Origin of the sequence: Aquabacter albus (assembly GCF_040049275.1) — a bacterium.
GTDB lineage: Bacteria > Pseudomonadota > Alphaproteobacteria > Rhizobiales > Xanthobacteraceae > Aquabacter.
In genome coordinates, this window is sequence record NZ_JBDZDT010000004.1 from 107,375 (window position 1) to 130,430 (window position 23,056).

General features: G+C 67.9%; 17 protein-coding genes. 12 read left to right on the forward strand and 5 right to left on the reverse strand.

The window, feature by feature from the left end:
* The first annotated feature begins 144 nt into the window (after positions 1-144).
* The 3 genes from ABLE91_RS10235 to mutS all read left to right on the forward strand — a co-directional run bounded on the left by ABLE91_RS10235 (position 145) and on the right by mutS (position 6,048).
* The gene (locus ABLE91_RS10235) at positions 145-1,008 is read left to right on the forward strand and encodes a ParB/RepB/Spo0J family partition protein (protein WP_348930712.1); all 864 of its coding nucleotides are present in this window, start codon (positions 145-147) and stop codon (positions 1,006-1,008) included.
* Positions 1,009-1,203: 195 nt separating this feature from the next.
* Positions 1,204-2,745: an inorganic phosphate transporter gene (locus ABLE91_RS10240; RefSeq protein ID WP_510181937.1), complete on the forward strand. Its 1,542-nt coding sequence runs from the start codon at positions 1,204-1,206 to the stop codon at positions 2,743-2,745.
* Positions 2,746-3,249: 504 nt separating this feature from the next.
* A complete protein-coding gene (gene mutS, locus ABLE91_RS10245; protein ID WP_510181930.1) occupies positions 3,250-6,048 on the forward strand; it encodes a DNA mismatch repair protein MutS in 2,799 nt (932 codons plus the stop codon).
* A gap of 163 nt (positions 6,049-6,211) precedes the next feature.
* On the opposite strand, the gene ABLE91_RS10250 is transcribed toward mutS, so the two are convergent.
* From ABLE91_RS10250 to ppc, 3 genes are all read right to left on the reverse strand, one after another.
* Positions 6,212-7,516 carry a hypothetical protein gene (locus tag ABLE91_RS10250; RefSeq protein WP_348930714.1) on the reverse strand — a complete coding sequence of 435 codons (1,305 nt, stop codon included), beginning with the start codon at positions 7,514-7,516 and terminating at the stop codon, positions 6,212-6,214.
* A gap of 36 nt (positions 7,517-7,552) precedes the next feature.
* The gene (locus tag ABLE91_RS10255; protein WP_348930715.1) at positions 7,553-8,848 is read right to left on the reverse strand and encodes an adenylosuccinate synthase; all 1,296 of its coding nucleotides are present in this window, start codon (positions 8,846-8,848) and stop codon (positions 7,553-7,555) included.
* A 258-nt stretch (positions 8,849-9,106) separates the two neighbouring features.
* Positions 9,107-11,908 (reverse strand): phosphoenolpyruvate carboxylase, encoded by a 2,802-nt coding sequence (gene ppc / locus ABLE91_RS10260; RefSeq protein WP_348930716.1) that lies wholly within the window; start codon positions 11,906-11,908, stop codon positions 9,107-9,109.
* A 284-nt stretch (positions 11,909-12,192) separates the two neighbouring features.
* Between ppc and ABLE91_RS10265 the strand changes: the two genes are divergently transcribed.
* From ABLE91_RS10265 to ABLE91_RS10285, 5 genes are all read left to right on the forward strand, one after another.
* Positions 12,193-13,959 (forward strand): type I secretion system permease/ATPase, encoded by a 1,767-nt coding sequence (locus tag ABLE91_RS10265; protein ID WP_348930717.1) that lies wholly within the window; start codon positions 12,193-12,195, stop codon positions 13,957-13,959.
* A gap of 1 nt (position 13,960) precedes the next feature.
* Positions 13,961-15,502, forward strand: coding sequence for an HlyD family type I secretion periplasmic adaptor subunit (locus ABLE91_RS10270; RefSeq protein WP_348930718.1), 1,542 nt, complete (start codon positions 13,961-13,963; stop codon positions 15,500-15,502).
* A 154-nt stretch (positions 15,503-15,656) separates the two neighbouring features.
* Positions 15,657-16,406 (forward strand): electron transfer flavoprotein subunit beta/FixA family protein, encoded by a 750-nt coding sequence (locus tag ABLE91_RS10275; protein WP_348930719.1) that lies wholly within the window; start codon positions 15,657-15,659, stop codon positions 16,404-16,406.
* Positions 16,406-17,350: an electron transfer flavoprotein subunit alpha/FixB family protein gene (locus ABLE91_RS10280; RefSeq protein WP_348930720.1), complete on the forward strand. Its 945-nt coding sequence runs from the start codon at positions 16,406-16,408 to the stop codon at positions 17,348-17,350. Before ABLE91_RS10275 ends, ABLE91_RS10280 begins: the two co-directional genes overlap by 1 nt.
* Positions 17,351-17,389: 39 nt before the next feature.
* Positions 17,390-18,271, forward strand: coding sequence for a 3-hydroxybutyryl-CoA dehydrogenase (locus tag ABLE91_RS10285; protein ID WP_348930721.1), 882 nt, complete (start codon positions 17,390-17,392; stop codon positions 18,269-18,271).
* Between the two features lie 121 nt (positions 18,272-18,392).
* On the opposite strand, the gene ABLE91_RS10290 is transcribed toward ABLE91_RS10285, so the two are convergent.
* Positions 18,393-18,692, reverse strand: a complete 300-nt coding sequence (locus ABLE91_RS10290; protein ID WP_348930722.1) for an antibiotic biosynthesis monooxygenase family protein — start codon at positions 18,690-18,692, stop codon at positions 18,393-18,395.
* Positions 18,693-18,833: 141 nt separating this feature from the next.
* Here ABLE91_RS10290 and ABLE91_RS10295 point away from each other — a divergent pair, with 141 nt between their 5' ends.
* The 3 genes from ABLE91_RS10295 to ABLE91_RS10305 are packed head-to-tail and all read left to right on the forward strand — an operon-like array spanning position 18,834 to position 20,430.
* Positions 18,834-19,247, forward strand: coding sequence for an EVE domain-containing protein (locus ABLE91_RS10295; protein ID WP_348930723.1), 414 nt, complete (start codon positions 18,834-18,836; stop codon positions 19,245-19,247).
* Between the two features lie 2 nt (positions 19,248-19,249).
* The gene (locus ABLE91_RS10300; RefSeq protein WP_510181931.1) at positions 19,250-19,900 is read left to right on the forward strand and encodes a class I SAM-dependent methyltransferase; all 651 of its coding nucleotides are present in this window, start codon (positions 19,250-19,252) and stop codon (positions 19,898-19,900) included.
* 59 nt (positions 19,901-19,959) lie between these two features.
* The gene (locus ABLE91_RS10305; protein ID WP_348930725.1) at positions 19,960-20,430 is read left to right on the forward strand and encodes a pyridoxamine 5'-phosphate oxidase family protein; all 471 of its coding nucleotides are present in this window, start codon (positions 19,960-19,962) and stop codon (positions 20,428-20,430) included.
* A gap of 14 nt (positions 20,431-20,444) precedes the next feature.
* On the opposite strand, the gene ABLE91_RS10310 is transcribed toward ABLE91_RS10305, so the two are convergent.
* Entirely contained in the window at positions 20,445-20,822 is a 378-nt protein-coding gene (locus ABLE91_RS10310; RefSeq protein ID WP_348930726.1) for a DUF423 domain-containing protein, read from the reverse strand.
* 219 nt (positions 20,823-21,041) lie between these two features.
* On the opposite strand from ABLE91_RS10310, the gene acs reads away from it, so the two are divergent.
* A complete protein-coding gene (gene acs / locus ABLE91_RS10315) occupies positions 21,042-22,994 on the forward strand; it encodes an acetate--CoA ligase (protein WP_348930727.1) in 1,953 nt (650 codons plus the stop codon).
* Positions 22,995-23,056 lie beyond the last annotated feature (62 nt).

The following is a 23,056-nucleotide window of genomic DNA, read 5'->3' on the forward strand; positions in this document are numbered from 1 at the left end:
GGCAGCATAAACGCACGTCATGCCTGGACTTGATCCGGGCATCCACGCCTCGCCGCTGGTATCACCCCGGCGGAGCCCCGTGGATCCCCGGATGACGAAATCAGAGGGGCAGGCCCCCAACGTTAAGATAAGGAACGACGCATCATGGCGGAGGAAGGCCGTTCGCGGCTCGGGCGGGGGCTGGCGGCGCTGATCGGGGAGATGGGGCCGGAAGAGACGCGGCCCGCGCCCAATCAGAAGGGCCGGGCCGGCTCGGCCGTGCCCATCGAATTCGTGCGCCCGAGCCCGCGCAACCCCCGCCGCAGCTTCCGCGAGGACGGGCTGGAGGAGCTTGCCGCCTCGATCCGCGAAAAGGGCATCATCCAGCCCATCGTGGTGCGCCCGCTGGGGCATGACCGCTATGAGATCGTCGCCGGCGAGCGCCGCTGGCGCGCGGCGCAGAAGGCCGGGCTCCACGACGTGCCCGTGGTGGTGGTGGAGCTCAACGAGCGCGAGGCGCTGGAAGTCGCCATCATCGAGAACGTCCAGCGTGCCGACCTCAACGCGCTGGAAGAGGCCCAGGGCTACGAGGCCCTGATGGCGCAGTTCGACTATACCCAAGCCGACCTTGCCAAGGTGATCGGCAAGAGCCGGCCCCACATCGCCAATACTTTGCGCCTGCTGAAGCTGCCGGAAGGGGTGAAGGTCTATCTCGCCGACGGTCGCATTAGCCCCGGCGCCGCCCGGGCGCTTCTGTCCCACGACGATCCCGAGAAGCTTGCCCGGCAGATCATGGAGAAGGGCCTCACCGTCCGCGACGTGGAAAATCTCGGCAAGGCGAAGACCGCCATCGCCAACCGCGTCGCCGCCCCCAAGGACGCCGACACCAGAGCCCTGGAGAAGCGCCTGTCGGACGTGCTGGGCCTCGCCGTCTCGCTCCAGTCGAAGGGGGAGGCGGGCGAATTGCGCATCCGCTATTCCGACCTCGACCAGCTCGATCTGCTCTGCCGGCGGCTGGGGGCGGAATAGGCCGGCTTACGTCCCTCTACCCCAACGTCATGCGAGTACCGTCATGCGTGCGTCATCGACATGGCGCATCCAGGCGGCCTCATGTCCAAAGGCGCATAGGGGACGACCATGAGCGAGGCGGCCAGTCCGGCAACGGGCCACCACCATCACAAGCATAAACCGTCCTCGAGCGTCATTCCCGACAAGCCGCCGGGCATGATGCAGACCTTCCTGTTCTTCGCCGTCCTCCTGGGCGGCCTGATGTATGTGGCCTGGTCCATCTGGACCGATGTGCAGGCGGCCGAACCCGGCTCGCTCGCCATCATCCCCTTCATCCTGCTCCTGCTGGCGCTCATGATCGCGCTCGGCTTTGAGTTCGTGAACGGCTTCCACGACACCGCCAATGCGGTGGCGACCGTGATCTACACGAATTCGCTCCCGGCGAATTTCGCGGTGGTCTGGTCGGGCTGCTGGAACTTCCTCGGCGTGCTGGTGTCCTCGGGCGCGGTGGCGTTCGGCATCATCCAGCTCCTCCCGGTGGAGCTGATCCTGAACGTGGGCTCGGGCGCCGGCATGGCCATGGTGTTCGCGCTCCTCGTGGCCGCCATCATCTGGAACCTCGGCACCTGGTATCTGGGCCTGCCGGCCTCCTCCTCCCACACGCTCATCGGCTCTATCATGGGCGTGGGCATCGCCAACCAGATCTACCAGGGCCATAGCGGCACCTCGGGCGTGGACTGGAGCCAGGCGGCCAATATCGGCTACTCGCTCCTGCTCTCGCCCGTCGTCGGCTTCCTCGCCGCCGGCCTGCTTCTGCTCACGCTGAAGGCCCTGGTGAAGAACCCCGCGCTCTACAAGGAGCCGAAGGAAGGCAAGGCCCCGCCGTGGTGGATTCGCAGCCTCCTGGTGCTCACCTGCACCGGCGTGTCCTTCGCCCACGGATCCAATGACGGGCAGAAGGGCATGGGCCTCATCATGCTCATCCTCATCGGCATCGTGCCCACCGCCTATGCGCTGAACCGCGCGGTGGACCCGGCCGACGTCGCCCAGTTCCGCGCGCTCACCGCCGCCACGGCCGCCTCCCTGACCAAGAACGGCGCGCCTGGATCGGTGACCGGCGATCCCCGGGCGATCCTCACCGCTTATGTGCGCGACCGCGAGCTGAAGCCGGACACCGTGCCGGCCCTGGCGCAGATCGCCCGTGAAATGGGGGCCATGGTGGCCACCACTTCCACCCTCGCCCAGGTGCCTGCCGCCTCGGTGCCGAACATGCGCAACGACATGTATCTGGCCTCCGAGACCATCCGCTTCATGACCAAGACGGGCGAGCCCGCCTTCGACGCGGAGACCAAGGAAAATCTCGCCGCCTTCAAGCGCTCGCTGGACGAGGCGACGAAGTTCATCCCGCTCTGGGTCAAGGTGGCGGTCGCCATCGCGCTCGGCCTCGGAACCATGGTGGGCTGGAAGCGCATCGTGGTCACGGTGGGCGAGAAGATCGGCAAGACCCACCTCACCTACGCCCAGGGCGGCGCGGCCGAGCTCGTGGCCATGGGCACCATCTTCGCGGCGGACCATTACGGCCTGCCGGTGTCTACCACCCACGTGCTCTCCTCCGGCGTCGCCGGCACCATGGCGGCCAACAAGTCCGGGCTGCAGATGTCCACCATCCGCAACCTCGCCATGGCCTGGGTGCTGACGCTTCCGGTGGCCATCCTGCTCTCCGGCGGCATCTACATCCTGCTGCGCCAGTTCATGTGAGGACGGGCCGTCAGGCCCAGCCGGTCGCAGACGAAACAACGGCCCCTCTTCGGAGGGGCTGTTTGCTTTTGGGGGCATGTCCTCGCGGATTTCACCCCCCTTGAGGGACCGTTGCAATATTCCTCGGGAGGCCGGCGCCGTGCCCCCTCTCCCCGCGGGGGAGAGGGTTGGGGTGAGGGGGCACCACTCTCTCCAATCCTGAACCGCCGGAGCCCCCTCACCCGCCGCCTACGGCGTCGACCTCTCCCCCTCGGGGAGAGGCGGAAAACTCAGCCATCCGCGTCCTTGGGCGAGTATTGCAACGATCCCCTTAAGGGGGAGAGCAAGGAGGGGGTATCTCCCCGTCTGCGCCGGCGGCGGCAGTTCTAGCGGCGCCGTACCCCCACCCCAGCTCTCCCCCTCAAGGGGGGAGGGGGCAACGTGCCGGGGAGGAAACTTCACGAGACCGGGGATGGCGCGCGGGCATCGCTTCCCTCCCGCCGCGCCGCCAACTAGCGTGCGGCCATGACCGAGGACGCAGCCCAGAACCCCGCCCCGAAGGATCCGCCCGTCGAGGAGGCCGCCTGGACGCCGGCCGACATCCGCCCGGCCGAGCCCGCTCCGGCCGAGCCGCCGCAGGCCAAGCGGGACGAAGGCTACGTCACCCCGGTCATGGCCCAGTATGTGGAGATCAAGGCGGCCAACCCCGATTGCCTGCTGTTCTACCGCATGGGGGATTTCTACGAGCTGTTCTTCGAGGATGCGGAGAAGGCGGCGCAGGCGCTGGGCATCGTGCTCACCAAGCGCGGCAAGCATCTGGGGGAGGACATCCCCATGTGCGGGGTGCCGGTCTCCCGCGCCGAGGAATATCTCCACAAGCTCATCGCGCTGGGCTTCCGCGTCGCGGTCTGCGAGCAGCTGGAGGACCCGGCGGAGGCGCGCAAGCGCGGCTCCAAGAGCGTGGTGCGCCGAGACGTCACCCGCCTCGTCACCCCCGGCACCATCACCGAGGACGCGCTGCTGGATGCCCGGCGCGAGAACGTGCTCCTCGCGGTGGCGCGGGTGCGGGCAGGGGAGGAGGCCCATGCGTACGGTCTCGCCTTCGCCGATGTCTCCACCGGTGCATTCCGGGTGGCGGCCTCCAGCCGCGCGAACCTTGCGGCGGACCTCGCCCGCATCGATCCGGCGGAAGTGCTGCTCTCCGACACCCTTTATGACGACCCGGACCTGCGCGAGGTATGGGACGGCCTGCCCGCCGTCACGCCCTTGCCGCGGCAGGGTTTCGAGGGGGCGGGGGCCGAGCAGCGGCTCGCCCAGTTCTTCCGCGTCGCCACACTCGACGCCTTCGGCACCTTCAGCCGGGCGGAGCTGATCGCCGCTGCCGCCATCGTCTCCTATGTGGAGCGCACCCAGTTCGGCGCCCGCCCGTCCCTCGCTCCGCCCAGCCACGAAGCGGACGGTGGGGCCATGCTCATCGATGCCGGCACCCGCGCGAACCTGGAACTGGTGCGCACCACCTCCGGCGACCGGCGCGGCTCGCTGCTGGCCGCCATCGACCGCACCGTGACGGCGGCCGGCGCCCGGCTTCTGGCGCGCCGCCTCTCCGAGCCCCTGACCGACATCGCCGCCATCCGCGCCCGCCATGACGCGGTGGCCTATCTGACCGAGGATCCCGAGCTCACCTCCACCCTCCGCCGCCGCCTCGCCGCCGCGCCGGACCTTGCCCGCGCCTTGTCGCGCCTCTCCTTGGGCCGCGGTTCGCCGCGGGATCTCCTCGCCATCGGCCAGGGGCTGGAGGAGGGATTCGCGCTGGCCGCCGCTTTCTCAGGGGAGCCGCCGGCGGACCTCGCCCGCTGCGCCACCGCGCTGGCGCGGGCGGAGCCGGGGCTCGCCCGCGACCTCCTCGCCGCCTTGGTGGAGGAGCCGCCCCACCTGCGCCGCGACGGCGGCTTCATCCGCCCCGGCTACGACCCCGACCTCGACGCTACCCGCGGCCTCAGGGATGAGAGCCGCCGCGTGGTGGCTGCGCTGGAGCGGCGCTATGTGGATGAGACCGGCATCAAGTCGCTGAAGATCCGGCACAATGCGGTGCTGGGCTATTTCGTGGAGGTGACGGCGCAGAATGGCGAGCGCCTGCGCGAGCCGCCTCATCTCGCCACCTTCACCCATCGCCAGACGCTGGCCGGCGCGGTGCGCTTTACGAGCCAGGAGCTGGCGGACCTGGAAAGCCGCATCGCCTCGGCCGGCGAGCGGTCGCTGGCCATCGAGCAGGCGCTGTTCGACCGGCTCGCGGGCGCGGTGGTGGAGGCCTCGGACGAGATCCGCGCCGCCGCCGAGGCGCTGGCGGAACTGGACGTCCACGCCTCCCTCGCCCGCCTCGCCGTGGACGAGCGTCATGTGCGCCCTGACATGACTGAGGATTTCGACTTCTCCATCGAAGGCGGTCGCCACCCGGTGGTGGAGCAGGCTTTGGCCCGCGCCAAGGGCCCGTTCGTGGCGAATGATTGCGACCTCTCCCCGCCCGTGGGGCTGGAAGGCGGGCGCATCTGGCTGGTCACCGGCCCCAACATGGCGGGTAAGTCCACGTTCCTGCGCCAGAACGCGCTCATCGCCGTGCTCGCCCAGGCCGGCTGCTTCGTGCCGGCGCGTGCCGCCCGGCTTGGCGTCGTCGACCGCCTGTTCTCGCGGGTGGGGGCGGCGGACGATCTGGCGCGGGGGCGCTCCACCTTCATGGTGGAGATGGTGGAGACCGCCGCCATCCTGAACCAGGCGACGTCGCGCTCCCTCGTAATCCTGGACGAGATCGGCCGCGGCACGGCCACCTTCGACGGCATGTCCATCGCGTGGGCGAGCCTGGAGCATCTGCACGAGGTGAACCGCTGCCGGGCGCTGTTCGCCACCCATTTCCATGAATTGACCGCGCTTTCCCAGCGCTGCGTCCGGCTCACCAACGCCACCGTGAAGGTGGCGGAATGGCAGGGCGAGGTGGTGTTCCTGCACGAGGTGGTCCAGGGCGCTGCGGACCGCTCCTACGGCATCCAGGTGGCGCGCCTCGCCGGGCTTCCGCCAGCGGTGATCGCCCGCGCCAAGGCGGTGCTGGCGGAGCTGGAAGCGGCCGAGCGCGTCTCCCCGGCGCAGCGCCTTCTGGATGAGCTGCCTCTGTTCGCCGCCGTCCGCCGCCCGGCGCCGGAAGCGGCGCAGGCGCCGCTGGACGACAAGCTGGGCGTGGCCTTGGATGGCATCGATCCCGACGAGCTGACGCCGCGAGCGGCACTGGACGCGCTCTACGCGCTCAAGAGCTTGAGGAAAGACGGGAAAGGGTAGGGGATTTCAGGGCGTCTTCGCCCGCACCCAACGGTCATGCCCGGACTTGATCCGGGCATCCACGGGGAGCCGCTGGTGCGGGCTTTCCCACTTGGGAGCTGAGGGATGGACGTGGATGGCTGGGTCAAGCCCGGCCATGACAGCATTCTTCAGATGACGGCTATCACCCGCCGCCGGGCGTCGCCGGCATGGGCGGAGGGGGCTGCGGCGGGAGCAGCTCGCCCCAGGCGGAGAAGGCATCCTGGAATGCCTGGTCGCCCGGCGTGCCCTTCTCGAAGGCGATGGCCGCCCGCTTGTTGTTGGCATAGGCCATGGGGAAGCCGATCCAGGGGCGGGTCTGGAGCAACTGGATGTTGCGCTCCTTGTCCGCCGGCACCGCTGAAAGGCCCACGAGGAAGTAAGTGGGGTTCACCCGCACCGAGAGGCCGGCCAGGGGCGCGCCCTGCGCGCCCTCGGTCTGCTTCATCAGCACGCCCGGCACGTTGGTGATGCTGCCATAGGCGAAGTCCTGCGGCAGGGTGAAGCTGATCTCGATGGTGTGCGAGGCGGGGAGCGCCTGGTCGGCATTGCGGCGGAGCGTGAAGCTCACCGACATGCGGCCGGGGATCTGCAGGTCGGCGCGGATGCCCACGTCCGGCGGCAAACCGGGGCCGGCATTGAAGGTCTCGGTCTTCCAGGTGACCGTGCCTTCATAGGTCTGCACGCTCTGGGCAGAGCCGCCCGCATCCTCGAACAGATAGGCGCGCTGGGTGGTGGAGCTGGCGGCACGCGGCGGTGCCACCGGCGCGCGGGTATCCCCGCCGCCGGCCTGGGTCACCCGGTCCGTGCTCTTGGGCTGGTCGGCGCTCTTGGGCGCGTCTGTGGCCGCAGGCGCCGTGGGGGCGGTGGCGGTCTGGCGCTGCCCCTGGCCGAACAGGCTGTCGCGATTGACCACCGCATAGGCGCCACCGGCGATCAGGACGCCGATCAGAAAGACGAGCAGTACGGTCTTCTGCCAGCGCGGCGCCTTGGGCTCATCAGACCCCTTGGCGATGCGGGGACGCTCATGGCGCCCGCCCACATGCCCGCGCCCGACGGTGGGCCGCCGGGCGGTGGAGGCGGGCGTTTCATCCTCGCCCCCGAGATCCTCCGGGTCCACCGCCACCGGCTCCGCCTGCTGGGGCGGGGTAGGAGCGGGTTCGGACGGCTTCGGCGGGGCGGGGCGGGGAGGCGGCTCGCGGGTGACGCGGACCGGCGGCTCCTCGGGCTCGGGCGTCTCGGTCTTGTTCTCCGCCTCGATGCGCCGGATGGCGTCTTCCAGCGCCTGGCGCTCCCGGCCGATCTCGCCTTCCGGCAGCGGCGGCTCGACGCTGCGCAGCTGCTTCAGCAAGGCGGCCCGCGCCCGGTCGAACACGACCTTGCGCGTCTCGCCGGTATTCTGGGCGAGGCCGGCGATCGCGCGGACCAGGAGGGGGTAATAATCGGCCATGTGCGAAAAGATTGCCCCGGAGAGGCAAAGCCTTGGTTAAGCCTGGAACGGATTCTGAACGAGAATCGTGTCGTCCCGTTCCGGGCTCGTGGACAAAATGGCGACCGGGCAGCCGATAAGCTCTTCCACCCAGCGCACATATTTCACCGCGCCGGCGGGAAGATCGGCCCAGGAGCGGGCGCCGGCGGTGGATTCGCGCCAGCCGGGAATGGTCTCGTAGATGGGCTCGAGCCGGGTCTGCGCGCCGCTCTCGGCGGGGAGATAGTCGATCTCCTTCCCATCGAGGCGATAGCCGACGCAGATTTTGATCTCGTCGAACCCGTCCAGCACGTCGAGCTTGGTGAGGGCGATGCCGTGGATGCCGCAGGTCTTCACCGTCTGGCGCACCAGCACCGCGTCGAACCAGCCGCAGCGGCGCGGACGCCCCGTGACCACGCCGAACTCGCGGCCCACGGAGCCGAGCGTCTGGCCGATCTCGTCGGTCAGCTCGGTGGGGAAGGGGCCTTCGCCCACGCGGGTGGTGTAGGCCTTGGTGATGCCCAGCACGTAATCCAGCGCCCCCGGCCCCACGCCCGACCCCGTGGCGGCGGAGGCCGCGGTGGTGTTGGAGGACGTCACATAGGGATAGGTGCCGTGGTCGATATCCAGCAGCGAGCCCTGGGCACCCTCGAACAGGATGCGCTTGCCGGCGCGGCGGGCCTTGTCCAGCAGCTCCCACACCCGGTCCATGAAGGGCAGGACCTGGGGGGCGAGGGCCTCCAGCTCGGCAATCAGCGCCGCCGGGTCCACCTCGGGAAGGCCGAGGCCCCGGCGCAGCAGATTGTGGTGGGTGAGCAGGCGCTCCACCTTGGCGGGCAGGGTCGAGGTGTCGGAGAGGTCGACGAGGCGGATGGCGCGGCGCCCCACCTTGTCCTCATAGGCCGGGCCGATGCCGCGGCGCGTGGTGCCGATGCGCGTCTCCGGGCTCGCGGCATTCTCGCGCAGGGCGTCGAGCTCGCGGTGCACGGGCAGGATGAGGGGCGTAGTTTCGGCGATACGCAGCCGGTCGGGGCCCACCACGACGCCCTGTGCGGCAAGGCGGGCGAGCTCATCCACCAGCGCCTGGGGATCGAGCACCACGCCATTGCCGATGACCGAAAGCTTGCCGGGGCGCACGACGCCCGAGGGAAGCAGCGAGAGCTTATAGGTGACGCCGTTCACCACCAGGGTATGGCCGGCATTGTGCCCGCCCTGGAAACGCACCACCACGTCGGCCTGCTCGGACAGCCAGTCGACGATCTTACCCTTGCCTTCGTCGCCCCATTGCGAGCCGACCACCACCACGTTGGCCACGGTTGGGGTCCTCCGCCCTGTCGGCCCATCAGGCCGCGCAAACAAAGCAAAGCCCCGGTTTGGTCCGGGGCCGTTAAGCCTGCGTCATAGAAGATCGGGCACGGCGAGGCAAGGCGCGGATCGTCTCGGCGGTATCTCAAAGGGCAACCGTCATGGCCGGGCTTGTCCCGGCCATGACGGGGTTCCGTCGGGTGCAGCCTAAGGGATCGCCGCAGATGCCCGGGTCAAGCCCGGGCATGACCGGTACGAGTGACGGGATCACCCGCTGTTGCGCAGGCCGGCCGAGATGCCGTTGATGGTGAGCTGGATGCCGTGCAGCACCTTGTCGTCCGGGTCGGTACCCGTGGCGCCTATGGCCTCGTTCCGCCGGTGCGCCTTCAGAAGCTCGATCTGCACATGGTTCAGCGGGTCGAGATAGGGAAAGCGGTTGCGGATGGAGCGGTCGAGCAGCGGGTTGCCTTCCAGCAGCGTGTTCTGGCCCATGATCTCCAGCAGCCGCGCCACCGAGGTCTCGTATTCCGCCTTGATGCGCGAGAAGATGCGCTCGCGCAGCTCCACATCCTCCACCAGCTCGGCATAGCGCGAGGCCACCGCCAGCGAGCTCTTTGAGAGCACCATGTCCATGTTGGACAGGAGCGTGCGGAAGAACGGCCATTCCCCGTACATGGCCTGAAGCTCCGCCATGCCGCCCGGCCGCGTCTTCAGGAAAGCGTCCACGGCGGTGCCGAAGCCGTACCAGGCGGGCAGCATCAGCCGGCACTGCGCCCAGGAGAACACCCAGGGAATGGCCCTGAGCGCGGTGATGGCCCGCGTCTTCTTCCGCGAGGCCGGGCGCGAGCCGATGTTCAGCGTCGCGATCTCGGAGATGACGGTGGAGGACCAGAAATAATCCTCGAAGCCCGGCGTCTCGTAGACGAGGCCGCGATAGGCGTCGAACGCGGCCTCTGACAATTCCTCCATGGCGGCGAGGAAATGCGGGCGCGGCGCCGTTTCGCCGGGCTGGAGCAGCGTCGCCTCGAGGGTCGCCGCGACCATGATCTCAAGATTGCGCCGGCCGACTTCGGGGTTGGAATATTTCGAGGAGATGATCTCGCCCTGCTCGGTGAGGCGGATCTGACCGTTCACCGCCCCGCCCGGCTGGGCAAGAATGGCGTCGTAGCTCGGCCCGCCGCCGCGGCCTACGGAGCCGCCGCGGCCATGGAACAGGCGTAGCTTCACATGGTGGCGCCTGAACACCTCGATGAGGCCGATCTCGGCCTTGTACAATTCCCAGCCGGAGGTGACGAAGCCGCCATCCTTGTTGCTGTCGGAATAGCCGAGCATCACCTCCTGCACGCCGCCCCGGCTCTCCACCAGCGCCTTGTAGGCGGGGATGGAGAACAGGCGGTCCATCACCTCGGCACAGGCCTGGAGGTCGCCGATGGTCTCGAACAGGGGCACCACGTTGAGCGCGCTGGTGCCGTCGGCCCGCACGAGGCCCACCTCCTTCAGCAGCAGCGCCGCCTCCAGCATGTCGGAGACGCCCTCGGTCTTGGAGATGATGCAATTGGGGATCACCGCCTCGCCGAGGCGTGCATGGGCGTCGGCGGCAGCATTCAGGATGGCGAGCTCGGACCGGGTCTCCTCGGAATAAGCGAGGAAGGGGGAGGCCAGCGGCCGGGCATTGGAAAGCTCGCTCGTGAGAAGGGCGATACGCGCCTCCTCGTCCAGGGTCTCATAGGCGGTGCCGGGCGCGACCGCTTCCAGCAGTTCGGCCACGGTGCGCTCATGCACATCGGAATTTTGGCGCAGGTCCACCGCGGCGAGGTGGAAGCCGAAGCAGTCCGCCGCCCGCCGCAACAGGCGCAGCCGGCCCCGCGCCAGGATGCGCGAGCCGTTCTCCGACAAGGAGCGGTGGATGATGTCGAGGTCGGCCTTGAAGGCCGCCGCGTTCGGGTAGGGTTCGAGCCCAGGCGCCGCGGGCACGGCCGGCTCGCCCCGAAGGACGGCGGCCGCGCCGCGCAGGCGCGCCAGTACCACGGCGAGGGCGAGGCGGTAGGGCTCCTCGCGGCCGCTCATGCCCTGGTCGGGGGAGAGGGCCATGAGGGCCTGCATCTTCTCGGACACCTTCACCAGCCGGCTCGCCAAAGAGAGCTCGGCGGCGAGGGCCACCGCCTCCTCCTCATAGAAGCGCATGATGCGTTCGCGGTGCATCTTCACCGTCTCGCGCAGCACCTCGGCCGTCACGAAGGGGTTGCCGTCCCGGTCGCCGCCGATCCAGGAGCCGATGCGCAGGAAGGAGGGCACCTCCGCCGCGCCCTCGGGATCGAGCGCTTCCAGATGATCCTCGATGGCGCAGAACAGGCGCGGCAGCTCCTGGAGGAAGGTGTAGTCGTAATAGGACAGGCCGTTCGTCACCTCGTCGATGACGGTAAGCTTGATGCGCCGGAGCAAAGCGGTCTGCCACAAGGTGAGGATGGCGCGGCGCAACCCCTCCTCCTGGACCTTCGCCTCCTCCGGCGTCGCTTCCACCCGCTGGGCGTGGTCCAGAAGCCCGGCAATCTCCATTTCCCGGTTCAGTGTGCTCTTGCGCCGCACCTCGGTGGGATGGGCGGTGAGAACGGGGCTGATCAGCGCTTCGGCGAAGAAGGCGCGCAGGTCCGAAGCCGATTTGCCGGCGGCAGCCGCGCGGGCGAAGGCGTTGGCCACGGTGCCGGCGCGGGGCGCCGAGCCGGCGATGGCGTGCGCCCGGTTGCGGCGGGTGTGGTGCAGGTCCTCGGCGATGTTGGCGAGGTGGGAAAAATAGCTGAAGGCGCGGATGATCTGCACCGCCACATCGGGGGACAGCTCGCCCAGGATGGTCTCCAGCTCCTGCCGGGCGCCCTCGTCCGCATCGCGGTGGAAGCGGATCGAGGTGCGCCGCACGATCTCCACCAGATGGTAGATCGGCTCGCCCTCCTGCTCGCGCACCGTGTCGCCCAGCAGCCGCCCGAGGCGCCGGATGTCCTCGCGCAGCGGCCGGTCCTTGTCGCTGCTATCCTCGACCGGCTCACCGATCACTGCCCAGACCGCGCTCGACATGCCTGTTCCTACCCTGGATTGCTTTGCCCCCAGTCTAGAACGTTTTTTGCGAGCGCGAAGACCCCTATGCGGCGAGTGCGAAGCGCGCATGCGCCCGAACGTCCCAAATACCTTTGGGACAATGGCCGCGAAGGCCGAGAAACCGGCCGGTTTCACGGAGTTTTAGGTCTTTGCGCGCAGCGCGTGTCGCGTAAGGCTTGCCAGCGGACGGGATTGCGGCGACAAGCGAGAAACCGAGGGACTTTCGGCGCCTCACGGGGGGGCGGCATCGAACCGGGTGATCCATGGCACAGCCGATCTCGGCGTCTCACGCGCACGCCTCATTGCCGGCGACCGCGCTCGATCTTGCAGTGCGCGCCGTGGTTCCGGCCATGTGGAGCGTGGTCGCCTTCAGCTTCTTCATCAACCTTTTGGGCCTCACCGGCTCCATCTACATGATGCAGGTCTATGACCGGGTGCTCTCCTCGCGGAGCATCCAGACGCTGGTGCTGCTGACCCTGATCGTCGCCGTGCTCTATGCGGTGGGGGCCGCGCTGGAGACCTTCCGCACCCAGCTTCTGGTGCGCGCGGGTGTGAAGTTCGACGACAATGTCAAGGAATCCGCCTTCGACGCCGTCCAGCGCGCCTCGCTGCGCAAGCCCTCTCCGAGCCACGTGCAGGCGCTGCGCGACGTGGACACGGTGCGCGACTTCTTCGCCGGCGCCGGCCTCATCGCCTTCTGCGACGTGCCGTGGGTGCCCATCTACATCATCTTCGCCACCATGCTGCACCCCTGGTACGGCATCCTGGCGGTCCTGGCCTGCCTCATCTCCGGCTGCCTCGCCTTCGCCAATGACCGGGTGACGCGGCCGATCCTCGACCGGGCCACCAAGGCCAATATCAGCGCCAACAACCAGGCGGTCACCACTTTCCGCAATGCCGAGGTGCTCCAGGCCATGGGCATGGTGCGCCAGCTGCGCCAGCGCTGGGCCACCCATCGGGGCGCCGCGCTCGGCTGGCAGGGCCTCGCCTCGGACCGCGCGGCCTTCCTGGTTTCGGCCACCAAGTTCAACCGCGTCTTCATGCAGAGCATGATCCTCGGCCTCGGCGCCTATCTCGCCATCAATCGCGAGATCACCCCCGGCATGATGATCGCCGCCTCCATCGTGGTCGGCCGCTGCATCCAGCCCATCGAGACCGCCATCGGCAACTGGAAGGGCATCGTCTCCGCCCGCTCGGCCTATCGCCGCGTGCAGGAGCTGCTGCGCATGCTGCCGACCCAGCACGAGCGCATGCGCCTGCCCGACCCCACCGGAGCCGTGCAGGTGGAGAACCTCGTGGTGCATGCCCCGGGCCGCGAGGTTCCGGTGCTGCGCGGGGTCTCCTTCGCGGTCGAGGCGGGCGCCACGCTCGGCATCATCGGCCCCAGCGCGGCCGGAAAGTCGAGCCTCGCCCGCGTGCTCGTGGGCGTGTGGCCCGCCACCGCCGGGGCCGTGCGGCTCGACGGCTCGGACCTGTCGCATTGGGACCCGGAGCAGCTCGGCAAGTCCCTGGGCTACCTGCCGCAGGATGTGGAGCTGTTCGCCGGCACCATCGCCGACAACATCGCCCGCTTCGGCGTGCGCGATGAGGGGAAGATCGTCGAGGCCGCCCAGATGGCCGGCGTGCACGAGATGATCCAGCGCCTGCCCCAGGGCTACAACACCGATATCGGCGAGAGCGGCGCGGCCCTGTCCGGCGGCCAGCGCCAGCGCGTGGCCCTCGCTCGCGCCATCTATGGCAAGCCGGCCTTGATCGTGCTCGATGAGCCCAATGCCAGCCTCGACGCGGCGGGCGAGCAGGCGCTCACCACGGCCGTGCAGGCGCTGAAGAAGGCGGGCTCCACCGTCGTCCTGGTGACCCACAAGACCAATAGCCTCGGCCTGTGCGACCTTATCCTCCTTCTCAACGAGGGCACGGTGCACGGTTTCGGCCCCCGCGACGAGGTGCTGGCGAAGGTGCTCGGCCCGCGGCTCGTGCGCCCCGAGGGCGCGCCGGCGCCGCGCGTCGAGGCTCAGCCAGCGGAGGCGTGAGATGAACGAGACGCCCAATACCAGCCAGATGTCCGGCGCCCCCGCTTCGGGTGAGCCCCCGGCGCCCGCCGATGCCGGGTTCTTCGGCAATCTGCGCGCCAGGATATCTCAGCACGTGCCGGAGAGTGCCCGCCCGTTCATCGCCGATGCGCGCAAGCACCTCGCGACGGTGAAGGACATCGTCCTCCCGCCCGTGCCCACCGACAGCCCGCTGACCGACCCGGTCTCCGGCCTTCCCGCGCCGGTGCCCACGGGCGATTATCGCCGCGTGGCGTCCATGGGATACGGCGTCATCATCCTCACGTTCGGGGTGTTCGGCGGCTGGGCGGCCCTCGCCAGCATCGAGAGCGCGGTGATCGCGCCGGGCGTGGTCTCGGTGGAGAGCAAGCGGCAGGTGGTGCAGCACCTGGAAGGCGGCATCGTCGCGGAGATCCTGGTGAAGGACGGCCAGGTGGTGACGGCCGGCCAGGTCCTGTTCCGCCTCGACCCCACCTCCTCGCTCGCCAATTTTGATTCGGTGCGCGCACAGCTCGACACCCAGCTTGCCACCGAGGCCCGCCTGGACGCCGAGCGCGCCATGGCCAACGCCGTCACCTTCCCGCCAACCCTCCTCGCCCGTGCCTCCGACCCGGTGGTGAAGGCGGCCATTGCGGACCAGGAGGCGCAGTTCCGCGACCGCAAGTCCTCCATGGACGGGCAGGTGGGCATCCTGAAGAACCGCATCAAGCAGGGCGAGACCGAGATTGACGGCCTCACCCGCGAGCGCGCCTCCGCCGACCAGCAGCTTTATTATATCGACGACGAGCTGGACGGCATCCAGAAGCTTTCCGACAAGGGCCTCGTCTCCAAGCCCCGCCTCGCCCAGCTCCAGCGCGAGAAGGCGCGCCTGCAGGGCGTGGTCGGCCGCAATATCGCCGACACCGCCAAGGCGCAGGCCAATATCGGCGAAATGTCGATGCAGATCCAGCAGCTGACCCAGAAGCAGCAGGAGGAGATCGCCCAGCAGATCGTCGAGACGCGCCAGAAGATTTCCGACCTGAAGGAAAAGCTGAACATCTCCGAGAATGTTCTGAAGCGCATCGACATCCGGGCGCCCCGCGCCGGCGTGGTCCAGAACATCAACCCGAAGATCTATACGGTCGGGGCGGTGGTGCGGCCGGGCGACACCATGCTGGAAGTGGTGCCGCAGAATGACGAGCTGATCGTCGACGCCCAGGTGCCCACCACCGACATCGACCGCCTGCACAACGGGGTCGACGGCGTGGAGGTGCGCTTCCCCGCCTTCCATTCCCGCACCACGCCGCTCATCGTCGGCGAGCTGCGCAGCGTGTCGCCGGACCGGTTGATGGATGAGCAGACCCACCAGCCCTACTATCAAGCGGTGGTCGCCGTGAGCAACACGGACGTGCCCGACGACATGAAGGCGCGCCTGCGCCCGGGCATGCCGGCGGAGGTGGTGTTCAACACCGGGGAACGCAGCGTCATGTCCTATCTGACGCGGCCGCTCACCGATGCGCTGACCCGCTCCTTCCGGGAGAAGTAAGCCGCCCTTTCCTTGAGCGTTGACAGGGTTTCGGGCCACTCCTACGTTGCCGCCCCCAAGGTTTTGCTGCGCTGCGGGTCCCGCGGCGGCAAACGAGCTCGGGAGTCCTTCCCGAAGCCTTACTCAGTAAGCCGGGCTAGGGAGCGCACACCGTATGAAGATCCTCGTCCCCGTTAAGCGTGTCGTCGATTTCAACGTGAAGGTTCGCGTGAAATCCGACGGTTCCGGCGTCGAGCTTGCCAACGTCAAGATGTCGATGAATCCGTTCGACGAGATCGCAGTCGAAGAAGCGCTCCGCCTGAAGGAAGCCGGCAAGGCCACGGAAGTGGTGGTGGTCTCCATCGGCCCCGCCCAGGCCTCCGAGACCCTGCGCACCGCGCTTGCCATGGGCGCCGACCGCGGCATCCTGGTGAAGACCGATGCCACCACCGAGCCTTTGGCCGTGGCCAAGATCCTGAAGGGCGTGGTGGGCGAGGAGAAGCCCGACCTCGTCATCCTCGGCAAGCAGGCCATCGACGACGACGCCAATCAGACCGGCCAGATGCTGGCGGCGCTGCTCGGCTGGGGCCAGGGCACGTTCGCCTCCAAGGTCGCTCTCGAAGAGGGCTCCGTCTCGGTCACCCGCGAGATCGACGGCGGTCTGCAAACGGTGAAGCTGACCCTGCCCGCCATCGTCACCACCGATCTGCGCCTCAACGAGCCGCGCTATGCGTCGCTCCCCAACATCATGAAGGCGAAGAAGAAGCCCATCGACGAGAAGGCGCCGGACGCCTACGGGGTGGATGTGACGCCGCGCCTGAAGGTGCTGAAGACGTCGGAGCCCGCCGGCCGCAAGGCGGGCGTGAAGGTGGGTTCGGTGGCCGAACTCGTGGCGAAGCTGAAGGACGAGGCTGGGGTGATCTGATGACGACTTTGCTGATCGCCGAACACGACACTAAGAGCCTCAACGGCACCACCGCCAAGGCCCTCACTGCTGCCGTCGCCCTCGGCGCGCCGGTTCATATCCTGGTGGCGGGCGAGAATGTCTCCGCCATCGCGGATGCCGCCGCCAAGCTCTCGGGCGTGGAGAAGGTGCTCCTCGCCGACGGCCCGATTTATGCCCACCGCCTCGCGGAGCCCCTGGCGGCGCTGATCGTCTCGCTGGCGGGCAATTACGACGCCATCCTCGGCCCCTCCACCGCCTCGGTGAAGAACGTGCTGCCGCGCGTCGCCGCGCTGCTGGACGTGATGCAGGTCTCCGACATCATCAAGGTGGTGGCGCCCGACACGTTCGAGCGGCCCATCTATGCGGGCAACGCCATCCAGACCGTACAGAGCGGCGAGGCCAAGAAGGTCATCACCGTGCGCACCGCGTCCTTCGCCGCCACCGGCGAGGGCGGCTCCGCCCCCGTGGAGAGCGTGGGCGCGGCGGAAGATCCGGGCGTCTCCTCGTTCGTGGACGAGGCCCTGTCCTCGTCCGACCGTCCCGAGCTGACGGCGGCGCGCATCATCGTCTCCGGCGGGCGCGCGCTCGCCTCCAAGGAGAAGTTCACCGAGGTGATCGAGCCCCTGGCGGATGCGTTCGGCGCGGCCGTGGGCGCCTCGCGCGCCGCGGTGGATGCGGGCTATGCGCCCAATGACCTCCAGGTCGGCCAGACCGGCAAGGTGGTCGCTCCCGAGCTGTATGTGGCGGTGGGCATTTCCGGCGCCATCCAGCATCTCGCCGGCATGAAGGATAGCAAGGTCATCGTCGCCATCAACAAGGACGAGGAGGCGCCTATTTTCCAGGTTGCCGATTACGGCCTGGTGGGCGATCTGTTCACCTTGGTGCCCGAGCTCAAGGCGGAGATCGCCAAGGCGAAGGGCTGACGGGCGAAAGCCCCCAGGAAGGCGAAAGACGAAAGCATCATGCCGCTCGAGATCAAGAAGGTCGGAGTGATCGGCGCCGGTCAGATGGGCAACGGCATCGCGCATGTCTGCGCGCTGGCCGGCTATGACGTGATGCTGAACGACGCGGATGCGGACCGCATCCGCTCGGGCCTCGCCACCATCAACGGCAACATGGCCAAGCAGGTGCAGCGCGGCACGGTGACGGAGGAGGCCCGGCAGGAGGCGCTCAGCCGCATCGCCGCGGTGCCTGCGATGGAAGGCCTCGCCGATTGCGACATCGTCATCGAATCCGCCACCGAGCGGGAAGAGGTGAAGCGCAAGATCTTCACCGATCTCTGCAAGATCCTGCGGCCGGAAGCGCTGCTCGCCAGCAACACCTCTTCAATCTCCATCACCCGCCTCGGCGCCGCCACCGACCGGCCCGAGCGCTTCATCGGCATTCATTTCATGAATCCGGTGCCGCTGATGGAATTGGTGGAGCTAGTGCGCGGCATCGCCACCGATGACGACACGTTCGAAAGCTCGAAGCAGTTCGTCACCCGCCTGCACAAGACCTATGCGGTGGCCGAGGACTTTCCGGCCTTCATCGTCAACCGCATCCTGCTGCCCATGATCAACGAGGCGATCTACACCCTCTATGAGGGCGTCGGCTCGGTGGATGCCATCGACCGGGCCATGAAGCTCGGCGCGAACCATCCCATGGGGCCGCTGCAGCTGGCCGATTTCATCGGCCTCGACACCTGTCTTGCCATCATGCAGGTGCTCCATGAGGGGCTGGCGGATTCGAAATACCGGCCCTGCCCGCTGCTGGTGAAATATGTGGAGGCCGGCTGGCTCGGCCGGAAGACCCACCGCGGCTTCTACGATTATCGCGGCGAGAAGCCTGTTCCGACGCGGTGAGCTGGAAGACCGTCATGCCCGGGCTTGTCCCGGGCATCTACGTCCATCCGTTGGCTCAGTATTTGCGGAGCCCCGTGGATGGCCGGGACAAGCCCGGCCATGACGGCTCGTGCATTGAAGATCAAAACCCGTCCAGCACCACCTGGGTGTGGTGCACCTGGGGCGGGGCTGCGAAGGTACCGCCCACAAGGCCACGCCATTCCTGGAAATCGGGGGAGTTGCGGAAATGGACCATATGGTCATCCACCGTCTCCCATTCCACGATCAGGGTATAGTGCTGCGGGTTCTCGATGGAGCGCTCGATGCTCATGCCCATGCAGCCTTTGGCCCGCTGAAACAGGGGCACGGCCTTCTTGGCGCCGGCCTCGAACGCGGCCTCTTCGCCGTCCTTGATGGTGAGCTGCGCAATCTCATAGACCATGAATGCCTCCCTTAAAGCGGCCGTGACCCTAACAGGCGGAACCCGAGATTCAACCGGGCCGCCCCGAAAACCAGCCTTGCCAATTGTATCGCTGGCTCGCTAAAGCCAAGGTCCCAGCCCAACGCCGTTCCGGAGGTCCAGATGGCCCATTGGCTCTACAAGTCCGAGCCCGAGAAATGGTCTTGGGACAATCAGGTGAAGGCGGGCGCCAAGGGCACCCATTGGGATGGCGTGCGCAACCATGCCGCCAAGCTCAACCTCATGGCCATGAAGAAAGGCGATCAGGGCTTCTTCTATCATTCCAACGAGGGCAAGGAGATCGTCGGCATCGTCGAGGTGATCCGCGAAGCCTATCCCGACCCCTCGGACGCCACGGGCAAGTTCGTGATGGTGGACCTGAAGGCGGTGAAGCCGCTGAAGACGCCGGTGACCCTTGAGACCATCAAGGGCGATCCGCGCCTCCAGGAGATGGCGCTGGTGAAGTTCTCCCGCCTCTCCGTCCAGCCGGTCACGGACGCGGAATGGGACATGATCCTCGCCTATGGCGCCATGTGAGCGTGAGCCTTGATCCCCTAGCGTTTGTCCGCGCCGAGACCCGCCTGCGGCCCGTCCCGCTCGTCCCCGAAATCAACCTTCATGTGGCCGACGAGGCGGTGCCGCTCTGGCACCGCACGGAGGAGGAGCTGGGCGAGATGGGCCTGCCGCCCCCCTTCTGGGCCTTCGCCTGGGCCGGCGGGCAGGCGCTGGCGCGTTTCATCCTCGATCGGCCGGAGCTGGTTGCGGGGCGCACCGTGCTCGATTTCGCCTCCGGCTCCGGCCTCGTGGGCATAGCCGCCGCCAAGGCGGGCGCGGCGCGGGTGGTGTGCGCGGACATCGATCTTTTCGCGCTGGCGGCCATCAGCCTCAACGGTGCCGCGAACGGCGTCGCCCTTTCGCCCGCGGGCGATGACCTGATCGACAGCGATGACGGCTGGGACGTGATTCTCGCCGCCGACATCTGCTACGAGCGCGATCTCGCCGCCCGCGTGTTCGACTGGCTGCTGTCCCTCTCCCGCAGAGGCGCCCTCGTGCTGATCGGCGATCCCGGCCGCTCCTATCTGCCCAAGGACCGGCTGGAGCAGCTGGCCGAATTCAGCGTGCCGGTGACCCGCGAGCTGGAGGACATGGAGATCAAGCGCACCTGCGTCTGGCGCCCGAAGGCGGCCTGACGGGAACACCCGCCCCTCCCCGCCGTTGCACGACGGGGCGGTGAGACGAGGTGCGCATCATGGACATCCAAGACATCTGGGAGGAAATGGCGAGCCGCCATTCCTGCATGCTCATCGACATGGATGGCAGCCGCCTGCGCGCGCGCCCCATGGCGCCCGTGGCGAAGCCCGCTGACGGCGCCGTGTGGTTCGTCACCGACGTGCATGCGGCCAAGGACGAGGAGATCGAGCGCAACCCGCAGGTCTGCCTTGCTTTCATGGACGAGGGCGACCGCTTCTACCTGTCCGTCTCCGGCGCCGCCCAATTGGTGCGCGACACGGCGAAGCTGAAGGAGATCTGGTCCACCGCCATGGAGGCCTATTTCCCCGCGGGTCCTGACGATCCCAATGCGCTCCTGCTGAAGGTCACGCCCGAGCAGGCGGAGGTCTGGCAGGGCGACGGCACGCTGACCACCGGCTTCAAGATGGCGTCGGCCATTCTGGGCGAGAAGCGTGCAGACCTGGGGCAGAACGCCAAGTTCCGGATGTAACCGGCTAACTCCACTCAGCGGCGCGGTGTGGCGGCCATAGCGCCGCCGGCCGCGACCACGAGCCAGCCTGCGATCATCAGGGTGCCGCCGAATGGCGCGGTGCCCCACAGAAGCTTGATGTCCATCAAGGCGCGCAGGGCGAGATCGCCCGAGAATAGGAGCGTGCCGATGGCAATTGCGCTCGCGCCCACGAGCAGCGCGCCCCGCCCGCGAGAGATCTGAAGCGCGACGGCGCTGATGCCCGCAAGGGCAGCGCCGTGGATCATGAGGAATTGCGCCGCCGTCGCGAGCGAGCTGCCGCCGGACAGATGGGCCGCAACCGCCGCCGCCGCGACACCCGCTGCGCCGAACAGGCCGGCGGCAAAAAGGAGGATGCGGACCCAGATCATCATGGCCGTTTGCCGACAGAGGAATGCATCCCGGCTCTATAAGGCGAAGCCCGCTTCGCCGACAGGCCGGAGGGTGCGGCAAGAGGCCCGCGCCCGCCCGGCGCTGCGTTCGCCCAAAGTCTCGGCTCCGGCGCCTTGTGGAGCCCCTGGGCGCTCATCATAATCCAGCCAACCAAAGGCGGCGCCCATTGCGCCCCATGCCCGATGGAGGGGAAACGACCCATGACCGACAAGATCTATGACGTCCCCGCGGAATGGGCTGAGCGCGCCTTCGTGGATGCGGACTATTATGCCGAGCTCTACAGGCAATCGGTCGAGATCCCGGAAAGCTTCTGGGCCGAGCACGGCAAGCGCATCCACTGGTTCGAACCCTTCACCAAGGTGAAGAACACCTCGTTCGCGCCGGGCAAGGTTTCCATCAAATGGTTCGAGGACGGCGTCACCAACGTCGCCTACAATTGCATCGACCGGCATCTGGCCGACCGCGGCGACCAGGTGGCGATCATCTGGGAAGGGGACGACCCCGCCGAATCCCGGAAGATCACCTATAACGAGCTCCATGCGGAGGTGAACAGGTTCGCCAACGTCCTGCGCAACCGGGATGTCCAGAAGGGCGACCGCGTCACCATCTACATGCCCATGATCCCCGAGGCGGCCTATGCGATGCTGGCCTGCGCGCGGCTCGGGGCGATCCATTCGGTGGTGTTCGGCGGCTTCTCCCCTGATAGCCTCGCCGGGCGCATCTCGGACTGCGAATCCCGCTGCATCATCACCGCCGACGAGGGTCTGCGCGGCGGCCGCAAGGTGCCGCTGAAGGCCAATGTGGACGCCGCCATCGAACGCCTCGGCGGCGGGGTGGACCATGTGGTGGTGGTCCGCCGCACCGGCGGAACCGTGAACATGGAGCCGGGCCGGGACGTCTGGTATCACGAGGCGGCGGACCTCGTGACCGACGAATGCCCCTCCGAGCACATGAACGCGGAAGACCCGCTGTTCATCCTCTACACCTCGGGCTCCACGGGGCAGCCCAAGGGCGTGCTGCACACCACCGGCGGCTATCTCGTCTACGCCTCCATGACGCACCATTACGTCTTCGATTATCACGAGGGCGATATCTATTGGTGCACGGCGGACGTGGGTTGGGTGACCGGCCATTCCTACATCGTCTACGGCCCGCTCGCGAACGGCGCGACGACCCTCATGTTCGAGGGCGTGCCCAATTATCCCAGCAACTCCCGCTTCTGGGAGGTGATCGACAAGCACAAGGTCAACATCTTCTACACCGCGCCCACCGCCATCCGTGCGCTCATGCAGAGCGGCGAGGAGCCGGTGAAGAAGACGTCGCGCGCCTCGCTCCGCCTCCTCGGCTCGGTGGGCGAGCCCATCAATCCGGAAGCCTGGGAATGGTATCACCGGGTGGTCGGCGACGGCCGCTGCCCCATCGTGGATACCTGGTGGCAGACCGAGACCGGCGGCATCCTCATCACCCCGCTGCCCGGCGCCACCGCGCTGAAGCCCGGCTCGGCCACCCATCCCTTCTTTGGCGTGAAGCCGCAGGTGGTGGATGCCGAGGGCAAGGTGCTGGACGGTGCGGCCGAGGGCAATCTCGTGATCGCGGATTCGTGGCCGGGCCAGATGCGCACGGTCTATGGCGACCATGCGCGCTTCGAGCAGACCTATTTCTCCACCTATCCCAACAAGTATTTCACCGGCGACGGCTGCCGGCGGGATGCGGACGGCTATTACTGGATCACCGGCCGCGTGGACGATGTGATCAACGTCTCCGGCCACCGCATGGGCACCGCCGAGGTGGAGAGCGCGCTCGTCGCCCATCCCAAGGTCTCGGAAGCGGCGGTGGTGGGCTTCCCGCACGACATCAAGGGCCAGGGCATCTACGCCTATGTGACCCTCATGGCCGGCGAGCAGCCCAGCGAGGAGCTGCGCAAGGAACTGGTCACCTGGGTGCGCAAGGAGATCGGCCCCATCGCCTCTCCCGACCTGATCCAGTTCGCCCCGGGCCTGCCCAAGACCCGTTCGGGCAAGATCATGCGCCGCATCCTGCGCAAGATCGCCGAGGACCAGTTCGAGAATCTGGGCGACACCTCCACGCTGGCGGACCCGGCCGTGGTGGATGATCTGGTGCACAACCGGCAGAACAAGAAGAGCGCGGCATAGGCCCTTCCTCCCCATAACCACACCGTCCCCTCTCCCGCTTGCGGGGGAGGGTCAGGGAGGGG

Coding starts and splice junctions, on each gene's coding strand:
- ABLE91_RS10235 (WP_348930712.1), top strand. CDS start 145: ATGGCGGAGGAAGGCCGTTCGCGGCTCGGGCGGGGGCTGGCGGCGCTG.
- ABLE91_RS10240 (WP_510181937.1), top strand. CDS start 1,204: ATGATGCAGACCTTCCTGTTCTTCGCCGTCCTCCTGGGCGGCCTGATG.
- mutS (WP_510181930.1), top strand. CDS start 3,250: ATGACCGAGGACGCAGCCCAGAACCCCGCCCCGAAGGATCCGCCCGTC.
- ABLE91_RS10250 (WP_348930714.1), bottom strand. CDS start 7,516: ATGGCCGATTATTACCCCCTCCTGGTCCGCGCGATCGCCGGCCTCGCC.
- ppc (WP_348930716.1), bottom strand. CDS start 11,908: ATGTCGAGCGCGGTCTGGGCAGTGATCGGTGAGCCGGTCGAGGATAGC.
- ABLE91_RS10265 (WP_348930717.1), top strand. CDS start 12,193: ATGGCACAGCCGATCTCGGCGTCTCACGCGCACGCCTCATTGCCGGCG.
- ABLE91_RS10270 (WP_348930718.1), top strand. CDS start 13,961: ATGAACGAGACGCCCAATACCAGCCAGATGTCCGGCGCCCCCGCTTCG.
- ABLE91_RS10275 (WP_348930719.1), top strand. CDS start 15,657: ATGAAGATCCTCGTCCCCGTTAAGCGTGTCGTCGATTTCAACGTGAAG.
- ABLE91_RS10280 (WP_348930720.1), top strand. CDS start 16,406: ATGACGACTTTGCTGATCGCCGAACACGACACTAAGAGCCTCAACGGC.
- ABLE91_RS10285 (WP_348930721.1), top strand. CDS start 17,390: ATGCCGCTCGAGATCAAGAAGGTCGGAGTGATCGGCGCCGGTCAGATG.
- ABLE91_RS10290 (WP_348930722.1), bottom strand. CDS start 18,692: ATGGTCTATGAGATTGCGCAGCTCACCATCAAGGACGGCGAAGAGGCC.
- ABLE91_RS10295 (WP_348930723.1), top strand. CDS start 18,834: ATGGCCCATTGGCTCTACAAGTCCGAGCCCGAGAAATGGTCTTGGGAC.
- ABLE91_RS10305 (WP_348930725.1), top strand. CDS start 19,960: ATGGACATCCAAGACATCTGGGAGGAAATGGCGAGCCGCCATTCCTGC.
- ABLE91_RS10310 (WP_348930726.1), bottom strand. CDS start 20,822: ATGATGATCTGGGTCCGCATCCTCCTTTTTGCCGCCGGCCTGTTCGGC.
- acs (WP_348930727.1), top strand. CDS start 21,042: ATGACCGACAAGATCTATGACGTCCCCGCGGAATGGGCTGAGCGCGCC.